The following is an 8229-nucleotide window of genomic DNA, read 5'->3' on the forward strand; positions in this document are numbered from 1 at the left end:
AGAGAGCGAGAGAGCAAATGACCTTCAAAAGCATCAAGGTTTTGGGACACGCTCTTCTACGGGGAGGAGCCCAGTTGTCCTTCGGAGGCATAGAAGACGCAAGCCCGACTAAGGCGATAGCGCTGAGTCGGGCGAAGTCCCCCGAAGCCGATTAGGCGAAGGGGGGAAGAATCTGCTTTTGGTACACTCTTCACCCCTCGGCAAGTCAAAATGGGCGCGGAGCAATCTGGCACAAGCAGATCCTTCGGCGAGGTCTAGGCCTACCAGCGCCATGGTAACGAGCTGCCTCAGGACGAAATATGTCTCACGCCCTCTACGATGGCGTGGCCCTATTTCGATTTCGATTTTCGGGAGTGGTTGGGTTTGGGTGGAAGGGAATTTCGATTTTCGAGAACGGGATTAGGGGATGTTGGGTAGGGGTTCCAAGGGTAGGGCCCAGCGCTCACGGATCATTTTTCTTACCAGCTCCTTGCGCATCTCCTTCACTCTTTCGTCATCACCAAGCCTGGCTGTTGCTGGATCGACGACACGGAAGGCAAGGTGGTAGGCAGTGTGATAGGCGGCTCGCGCCTCCTCCCAGTCCTTCGCTTCGTAAGAAATCGCCCGCTTGTGGATTCTCTTCACTCTGGGCATCTTCGCCGCCCAATCGGTCAGTTCTTCTGACTTAAAGGCAATCACGAGATTGATGGGCTCTCTGACAATGTTGACCTTGAAAGAAGCCAGGCTGTTCAGTGCGTGGGCGGCAGTCTTTCGTATCTCATCTTGAGTATCTTTCGGATCGAGACAATGCACTTGCGTCCTGCTTTCAGAGGCCTTAACTGCAACAGTCGGGATATCACTGAAGAAGCTCTTGATTTCAGATGCCAACGCTGAGTCGCCAGCGGCCATTATGGTGGGCACATCAAAGCGTCCTGCCTTCCAGATCTCGAGTTCCCCCTCCCCTGCCCATCTCCCGTTGACCCGTACTGCGAAACCAAGGAGTGAGCTCATGGTGTGGCTCAAGAATCCACTTTCTGTGCCGGCCTTCGAATGGAACCCAACCAGCACCTGCGCTGCAAGGCCAGAATAGTCGTACCTGGAAATGTCGTCTCCTCGAATCACGGTTGCGTTCTGTTGCAGTTTATCGTCAACCACGTTCGGAGGTGAACCCCTTCTGTGCGAATCTGCGACAACGAAGTCAGTAGCGCCAGCCTCACTTAGGCCCACAATGGCAGCATTTATGTCTCCCATCAGGAGTCTTCTCCCTTCTTCAAAGGGTTCACCGAACTCCTTGATCACCTGTTCGTACGTGTTTATGCCACTGGCGCCTTCCATGTCCGAAAAGACCAGAACCTTCACATCTCCCCCCTTCTTGTGTCCGTATTGTATACTTTGTCCAAACACCGTTCAACCTAAACCCGAAATACCGAAAATCGAAGATCGAAAATCGAAAATAAAAATACTAACCACAGATTCCACGAGATTAACACAGATTCAAACCACATCCTCATGGCTGAACCCGAACCAGAGAACAATCTTGTGGAAATCTGTGTTAATCTGTGGTTACAGAGGTTTGGGCGCAACACCTGAAACCATGAGATTTCACAAGATTCACACAGATTCAAACCTCATCCTCATGGCTTAACCCGAACCAGAAAATAATCTTGTCACAATCTGTGAAATCTGTGGTTAAATGGTTCCTGTGGTGTTGGAAGCTGGTGGCTGAGAGCTGACAGCTATCGTATAGCGTATAGCGTTTTTTGCCTTGACGCAGTTATGTCAATCCTATACCCTACCCCAAATGGGAGGGGAAGATGGATTCTGAGGAACCTATTGTCTTTACCAGAAGGTCTTCAGGGTTAATAAGGACTGTCGGAGCTTTCTCCGCTCTCAGCCTGGTTCTCTGCCACACCATAGGCGGCGGCATCAATAAGCTCATGGTTTATGCCAGCTACACTAGCCCGGGAGCGAATGTGCCGCTCGCCTTTCTTTTCACTGGAATAATTGCCATCATAACTGCCGCAGTCTACATGATGCTTTCTACGGCCATGCCCAGAACTGGCGGAGACTACATCTACATAACCAGGGGCATAAGCCCGATCATGGGATTTCTTGCCAGTTGGGGATTCTGGTTCACCGAGGTCCTCTCCTTCGGGATCATAGCATTTTATGACATTCCTATCTGGGGTCTTACTTTCCAGATCGCCGGTTCTGCCATGCAGAATGAGGCACTCCTGAGGATAGGTTCTATCATAAGCGCGCCTCACTGGGGCCTGTGGCTCGGGTTTGCGATGGTGGTCGTCTTCTCGCTGGTTGCTCTGCGAGGCATGACCACTTATACGAAGATAATAAACTGGATGCTCATTCTTCCAGCCATTGGTTCGGTATTAATGATAATATTCATGGCAAGAGGGCCCTCTCTGGTGGCAGTCAATTGGGATGCGGTCTACGGCTCGGGCATGTATCAAAAGGTTGTTGAGCTCTCAAACCAGTTCACCGATGTGTGGAGGCCCACGGGCTTCAGTCTTGTCGCCACGCTGTTGGCCGGGGTCGGCGGCATATGGGCCTATATAGGCGTTACCGCGGCTGCCTATGTTGGAGGCGAGGTCAAGAATCCGAGAAGGACAATGGCCATCGGTCTTCTGGGTGGAGCAAGCATAATCGTCCTCTACTATGTATTCTTGAGTTTCATGACATACAGAGCTTTTGGCAACTTCATTCCCATGTACTGCAACGTGTACAAGCACCCCGAAGCCTGGCAAGCGCTCACCGCGATATATCCACATGCGCCAGCACCGTATTTGCCCACTTTTGCCGCGGCCATGGCCCCAGGCCTGTTTGCAGTTCAGTTCCTTGTGGCAATATCTGCGGCCCTGTGGCTGATGAACGACATACCGGTCTTCTTCGTTATCTGTTCAAGACAGGTGTTCGCGTGGTCTTTTGACAGATTCTTTCCTGCGAAGTTTGCCGAGGTTAATCCCAAGTACCACACTCCCCACTATGCAATTCTGCTGACGCTGGTGGGTGGACTGGTAGGTGTTCTCATATCATACGTCGCGGAGAAGGGGGTTGTTGGGTCCTGGGTGGCGGCAATGGACACCACTATGCTCTACCAGTTTGCGGTCACACTGGGCTGCCTGGCAGCAGTAGCCATTCCCTACATAAGGCCGGACATATATGAAAGAGGAAGGAAGCTAGAGATACGCGGAGTTCCGGTGATGTCGATTCTCGGGATGATAGGGTTCGGCTTCAACTTCTGGTATCTCTTTATAGCCGGTTCCTGGCTGAGCATAAGCAGAGACCTACTTGTCCAGAGCGGCTGGATGTTCCTTGGCGTGGTGATTTTTCTAGCATATTATGCATCCAACACCAGGAAAGGAATAGACGTAAGATCCATCTATCAGCAGGTCCCTCCGGCATAAGATGAAGAAGATATACTTCTCGGCAGACGCGCACGGCTCCACGTATGTATGGCGAAAGTGGATATCAGTAGTATCGGTATATAAACCTGACATACTCATACTGGCAGGCGACCTTACGGGCAAGGCCTTTGTCCCGTTGATCAGGCAGAGTGACGGTTCCCATTCGTGTACCTATTTTGGGGGCAAGTTCAATCTCAAGACAGACAAAGAGGTGAAGGAGATGGTGGATAGGCTCGAGTCTGCTGGGGCCTATCCATTTATCGCGACTCCTGAGGAGATTCAGGAGCTCAAGTCTGATGAGAATAAATTGAACGAACTGATGGATCGAGAAATACGCAATAGACTTCGAAAATGGATGGAGATGCTTGTGGAGAAGGTGGACACGAAAAACGTGATGACCATTGCCATGCCCGGCAACGACGATTTCCTCACAATGGATCAGGTGATCAAGGACTTTGAAGACAAAGGTGTGATATATCCCCTGGAGAAAGTGGTTGAATTTCCCTACGGATACCAGATGGTGAGCCTTGACTATGTGAATCCGACGCCCTGGAATACTGACAGAGAGATGGACGAGAAAGCGCTTCTCAAGAAGATAGATGAACTGGTCTCAAAGGTTGATGATCCACACAAAGCGGTGCTGAACTTTCACTGCCCACCTTTCCAGACTCAACTGGACATGGCGCCGAAGTTGGATAGAACCATGAGGCCTGTAATTGTTGCAGGTTCAGTGGTGATGGTTCACTGCGGAAGCAAGGCTGTAAGGAAAGCGATTGAGAAGTATCAGCCCCTGATAGGACTGCACGGCCACATTCATGAATCCTTTGCATCGGACAAAATCAAAAACACACCTGTTGTGAATCCAGGTTCGGAATACTCAGAAGGAATCCTCAGAGGGTTCATCGTAGAACTGACCGAAGACGGCCTGGGCAACTACTGGAAGGTTGAGGGGTAGATTATTCTCCTCTAGTACTTTGCTTCCCTGTTTACGGTTATCTTGACCGTGCTGCCTGCGTGCGCTTTTTCTCCGGCTTTAGGGGACTGCGCTATAACTCGGCCGAAGGGATACTCTTCGTTGGTGGCATACTTGACCTTCACTCTGAACCCTGCCGCCTTGAGCTTATCTCCGGCAGCCTTTTCGGTCAGGCGGAAGAGTTTGGGGACCTCGACTAAGAATGAATGTTTGATCCTTGTAACGTGGTTGGCTTCTACACTGATCAAGTCTCTGAACGTTTCGTGAGGGTTCTTGAGTATCACCTCGTGCGATCCAGCAGTCACATTGTCAAGCCACCGGGGCACTTCACCTATCTCTCTTCCATCGAGGTAAACAATCGTTCCGGGGCTGGATTCGACACTTATCGACCCGAAGGCAACGCTTCCAACCTCCAGTCTGTGAAGTTGGCCGACAGGTTCGCCAGACGAAACGTACACCACTATGGCATCAGCTGATCCGACGCTATATATTTCAAAATCGTCCCCTGGGCCGTCGATGATCTCCTCGCGTGGACCCATGTCGAGTGTTATCCAGCCATCCTTGCCGAGTTTTGCGTAGGATACCTTCACCGCGCCGTAATCGGGTTTGCCCAATGCGGCTTCCATCGATTTGGCGTCGCCTCCTCTTCCGGCAAAGAAGTCTCTCACTTCGTCCGCGTATCCGTCACTCCCAGAGAATCTCGATGCGACAATGGCATCAATTGAAGCACCCGAGCCAGCATCAACGATTTTCACGTATCTTGCTGAAGCGAGGTTGGCTTTTTCCAGATCGAAAGACATTATTTTTGATCCCGGAATGTCAGGATATCTGAAGTACCCGAGAGAAAACCACTGCATTGATGCCGCTGCTACTGACGAACTTGAGAGAATCAGACACACCACGGTAGGCGTGAGCAGTTTGAACATGGCCACCTCCTCTTGAAGACGATCTCTTAGTATGCATGGAGTCCTCCCAGAAAGAGGTTTCCGAGCATAGTAAATACAACCAGTGAAAAGCCGATAATAGAGAGAATAGCTGAGCCACGACCGCGCCAGCCTTTGACAAAGCGGGTGTGCAGATAGGCAGAGTAGACGAGCCATACAACGAGAGAACCCACTTCCTTCGGATCCCAGGACCAGAAGGATCCCCAGGCGCGTTGGGCCCATATGGCGCCAGCGAATAGCGCGCCTATTGTGAACAGGGGATATCCCAGCTTTATAAAGTTGTAGGATAAACTGTCCAGTCTCGAAAGGGGTTCCGAAGATGTTTCAGAATCGCCCCGTCGCAGCACTCTCTTACGAATGAAAAGGTACATGATGGACGTAGCAAAGGCCACGGCGAACGCCGCCTCTCCAAAGACCGCGAGCGTCACGTGGATGTGCAGCCAGTAGCTTTGCAGGGCCGGAACAAGCTGTGTCTGTCCCTCCTTCGGAAGCAGTGAAGCGCCCACTATCATTGCAAAGGCGACGCCTCCTATCATGGTTCCCATGGCCGCCCACCTGAGGCGGAACGTCATTATCAGATAGAGCAGCACTGTCGCCCAGCCGAAAAGGGACATGTACTCGAACAGGTCTGTAAAGGGAAGATGACGGGTTCCAATAGACCTGACGATGAGGGCGGCGGTCTGGGCGACGAACCCGATGGCCATAACAGCCCTTGCTGAGACCCACAGTCCGTTTCGCTTATTGATGGTCGCCAGGATATTTAGGATTATTCCTAGAAGATACGCCCAGAAAGCAACCCAGAAGAGGAAGACATCGTTCATGTTAATGATTCCTCCTTTTGCTCCATTGAGTGATTGATCCTTGGGCTCCGGGCAAGGCTGAGACTGAGAATAAGCCCGATTGCCGCGCCCGCAAATCCGATGTAGACCAGTCCTATCCCAGGGGAGCTTGCTATCTCCAGAATCGAATAGAAACTAGGTTCATAGTCCAAGAACAGGATGTCATAGAACCCATCCCGGGAATGAAATCCAGGAATTTCTATGAAGGACCAGCCGGACGAGAGGAGATTGTCATCCACGTACAATTCGACTAGAACTGCCGGGTTTCTATGTTCTGCAGAACGGTTGTCAACTCTACCTGTATGGACATCTATCACAAAGTCGCCCACGAAGTCCTTAACAAGCACGGAGAAATTGGTCCGGCTCACCTTAGTCCTTTTCTTGAACTTAGCTGTCGTGCGTCCGATACGCTCGCCACTTCCCTTATCTGTTACGGCCAGAGAAGCTGACTCTATCCCCCTGCGTTCCTTGCCATAGGAGTTCTGAAAGATGTTGATACCTCTATGAGTAAGTGGATGATTGACCGTGATGCTGTGGTCTTCGATCTTCCCGTCAGGGTAAATGAGGGAGACATGGGACCGGTACTGCTTCACCGCGCCATCCGCGGTCGTCTCGATCTCGAATCTATTCAAACGTAACTTTGTTTCAGTTCCGGGGACCGGGATGCTATCTCCCTGAGACATCTTCTTCTGGGTTCTAAAACCCCGCAGTCCGGTGGTCATTCCACCCAGAAGTACCAAGACCATGCTGAGGTGCAGTATTATAGAACCAAGTCTTCTAATCGATACCGGGGTGCGCTTGATGCCGGAGCGGAGCAGGGCGACCGCCCTCCGGGTAATGCAGATTCATATGTCAAGAGCGAGAAAGGCGAGCATTCCCAGGAACCAGCCCGTTCTGAAGACATTGTCCAGCCCAAATGCAAGGATGATGTGACCGGGCAGACCGAACTTCTTTATGTAAACACGCTCGGGCAGACCCTGGGGTATAAGCACACCGACAAATGAGATCAACGCTATGATCGAAAGAAGTGCGATCACGAATTTGAAGGAGTTAAGCAGGCGCCAAGTTCCCCTCAACAGACTGAAACGCTGCAATTCTGACACATTAGGTCCGGGGCTCTTATCTTGCAGTGGAATACTCTCCATTGAGATGTTCTAAGATTGAGCTCACACTGTCGCTACGTTATTCAGTGGGGCTTGTGTGACCTATCTTCGCTTGTCGCATCTTATTCCGTTCGTCTCTTCTAGTAGTCTCCTGAGAGATCCTTTTTCCTGAAGTAGAGGCCGTAGATCTGAGCGTCCAGGATTCTGGTCAGGTCCGTGCTCGAGATGATACCTACAAGGACTCCCTTATCAACGACGGGAGCATGCCTGATTCCTTTTTCAGATAGACTATGGTGGACATTTCCTATGAAGTCGCTTGCATCGACTGCAAAAATATCTTTGGTCATCACATCGGCTATCGTTACTTTCTGAGGATCTTTGCTTGGTGCTACCACACGCTTTAACAAATCGCGTTCTGTGAAGATCCCTACTGGCTTCTTTCCATCCACTACCACCAGTGAACCCACGTTGTGTTCAGCCATTTTCTTGACTGCATCAAAAACAGTTGTTGAAGTGCTGCATGTTTTCACATCGTGCTTCATGCAGTTTGATATGAGCATCTAACACACCTCCTTATGCGACTATTACTGCTTTCAATCGACCGCTAGAATCTTATCCGAAAGCACGCTTGGGGTCAAACGAAATAGGCCCGGCTGGAGGATCTGCTTTTTTGTACGGGATGTACGAAGTACGAATTGCAGGCGGTGAAGTGGAAAGAATGACCAGAACGCAAAAAGCAGATTCTTCGCGAAGTTTATGCTGCCTGCCCCGTTTCTCGCGAAGTGAGATACACGGGGCCTGCCTGGGGCGTTTCACGGCCTCCTGAGAAATCGAAGGGAGCATGGCGAAGTGTTCAGAATGGGCATAAAGGTCATGAGGTGTTGTTTTTTCTGTGTGTTTTGAAGTAGCAGAACCACCTCAGATACGAGATCTTATGCCCAGCCCCGGTGCCAGGCGTGACATCTTGCC

General features: G+C 50.9%; 8 protein-coding genes. 2 read left to right on the plus strand and 6 right to left on the minus strand.

The features are described 5' to 3' along the window. Positions 1-399: 399 nt before the first annotated feature. Positions 400-1338: a hypothetical protein gene (locus E3J62_03805; GenBank protein TET46580.1), complete on the minus strand. Its 939-nt coding sequence runs from the start codon at positions 1336-1338 to the stop codon at positions 400-402. A gap of 455 nt (positions 1339-1793) precedes the next feature. Between E3J62_03805 and E3J62_03810 the strand changes: the two genes are divergently transcribed. Beyond that, a complete protein-coding gene (locus tag E3J62_03810; protein TET46581.1) occupies positions 1794-3401 on the plus strand; it encodes an APC family permease in 1608 nt (535 codons plus the stop codon). Position 3402: 1 nt separating this feature from the next. Further along, entirely contained in the window at positions 3403-4356 is a 954-nt protein-coding gene (locus E3J62_03815) for a phosphoesterase (protein TET46582.1), read from the plus strand. Positions 4357-4367: 11 nt separating this feature from the next. On the opposite strand, the gene E3J62_03820 is transcribed toward E3J62_03815, so the two are convergent. The 5 genes from E3J62_03820 to E3J62_03840 form a co-directional block, all read right to left on the minus strand. Next, positions 4368-5300 carry a PASTA domain-containing protein gene (locus E3J62_03820; GenBank protein TET46583.1) on the minus strand — a complete coding sequence of 311 codons (933 nt, stop codon included), beginning with the start codon at positions 5298-5300 and terminating at the stop codon, positions 4368-4370. Positions 5301-5326: 26 nt separating this feature from the next. Next, positions 5327-6139 carry a c-type cytochrome biogenesis protein CcsB gene (ccsB, locus tag E3J62_03825; protein ID TET46584.1) on the minus strand — a complete coding sequence of 271 codons (813 nt, stop codon included), beginning with the start codon at positions 6137-6139 and terminating at the stop codon, positions 5327-5329. Continuing rightward, on the minus strand, positions 6136-6903 hold the full coding sequence (locus tag E3J62_03830; protein ID TET46585.1) for a hypothetical protein: 768 nt from the start codon (positions 6901-6903) through the stop codon (positions 6136-6138). The genes ccsB and E3J62_03830 overlap by 4 nt, the downstream gene beginning before the upstream one ends. A gap of 99 nt (positions 6904-7002) precedes the next feature. After that, positions 7003-7302 (minus strand): hypothetical protein, encoded by a 300-nt coding sequence (locus E3J62_03835; protein ID TET46586.1) that lies wholly within the window; start codon positions 7300-7302, stop codon positions 7003-7005. 98 nt (positions 7303-7400) lie between these two features. Then, the gene (locus tag E3J62_03840; GenBank protein TET46587.1) at positions 7401-7820 is read right to left on the minus strand and encodes a CBS domain-containing protein; all 420 of its coding nucleotides are present in this window, start codon (positions 7818-7820) and stop codon (positions 7401-7403) included. Between the last annotated feature and the right edge of the window lie 409 nt (positions 7821-8229).

This window comes from candidate division TA06 bacterium (genome assembly GCA_004376575.1).
Classification (GTDB): domain Bacteria; phylum Hydrothermota; class DG-26; order E44-bin18; family E44-bin18; genus E44-bin18.

Bases quoted from the DNA above. Each gene is read 5' to 3' on its own strand.
- E3J62_03810 (TET46581.1), top strand. From the start codon at position 1,794: ATGGATTCTGAGGAACCTATTGTCTTTACCAGAAGGTCTTCAGGGTTA.
- E3J62_03815 (TET46582.1), top strand. From the start codon at position 3,403: ATGAAGAAGATATACTTCTCGGCAGACGCGCACGGCTCCACGTATGTA.
- E3J62_03820 (TET46583.1), bottom strand. From the start codon at position 5,300: ATGTTCAAACTGCTCACGCCTACCGTGGTGTGTCTGATTCTCTCAAGT.
- ccsB (TET46584.1), bottom strand. From the start codon at position 6,139: ATGAACGATGTCTTCCTCTTCTGGGTTGCTTTCTGGGCGTATCTTCTA.
- E3J62_03830 (TET46585.1), bottom strand. From the start codon at position 6,903: ATGGTCTTGGTACTTCTGGGTGGAATGACCACCGGACTGCGGGGTTTT.
- E3J62_03835 (TET46586.1), bottom strand. From the start codon at position 7,302: ATGGAGAGTATTCCACTGCAAGATAAGAGCCCCGGACCTAATGTGTCA.
- E3J62_03840 (TET46587.1), bottom strand. From the start codon at position 7,820: ATGCTCATATCAAACTGCATGAAGCACGATGTGAAAACATGCAGCACT.